At 61.3% G+C, this 217-nt stretch carries 1 protein-coding gene; it reads left to right on the plus strand.

What is annotated here, in order from left to right:
* On the plus strand, positions 1-198 hold a 198-nt coding region (locus tag QJT78_RS52970; protein ID WP_281461029.1), incomplete at its 5' end, for a hypothetical protein.
* Positions 199-217: the final 19 nt, after the last annotated feature.

Raw genomic sequence — 217 nt, forward strand, 5'->3', positions numbered from 1 at the left:
GATCGCCCTGGCAAGCAGGTCCCGCGCGCCGGCACGAACGATATCGGTCAGTGGATCATCAACCGCGGACGGCTGACGGAAAGCAAGAACATTGGTAGTCTCGGTCATGGCCCCGTGGGTCGGTCAAAATCCCCCGGGTATGGTCACTTGAAACTCCCCCACCTGATGATCGCCGTCAGCGCCGCTGAACAGCAGTAGCCGGTCAGGCAGGACGTTT

Source organism: Bradyrhizobium sp. Mp27, assembly GCF_029953005.1.
In the GTDB taxonomy this organism is placed as follows: Bacteria; Pseudomonadota; Alphaproteobacteria; order Rhizobiales; family Xanthobacteraceae; genus Bradyrhizobium; species Bradyrhizobium barranii.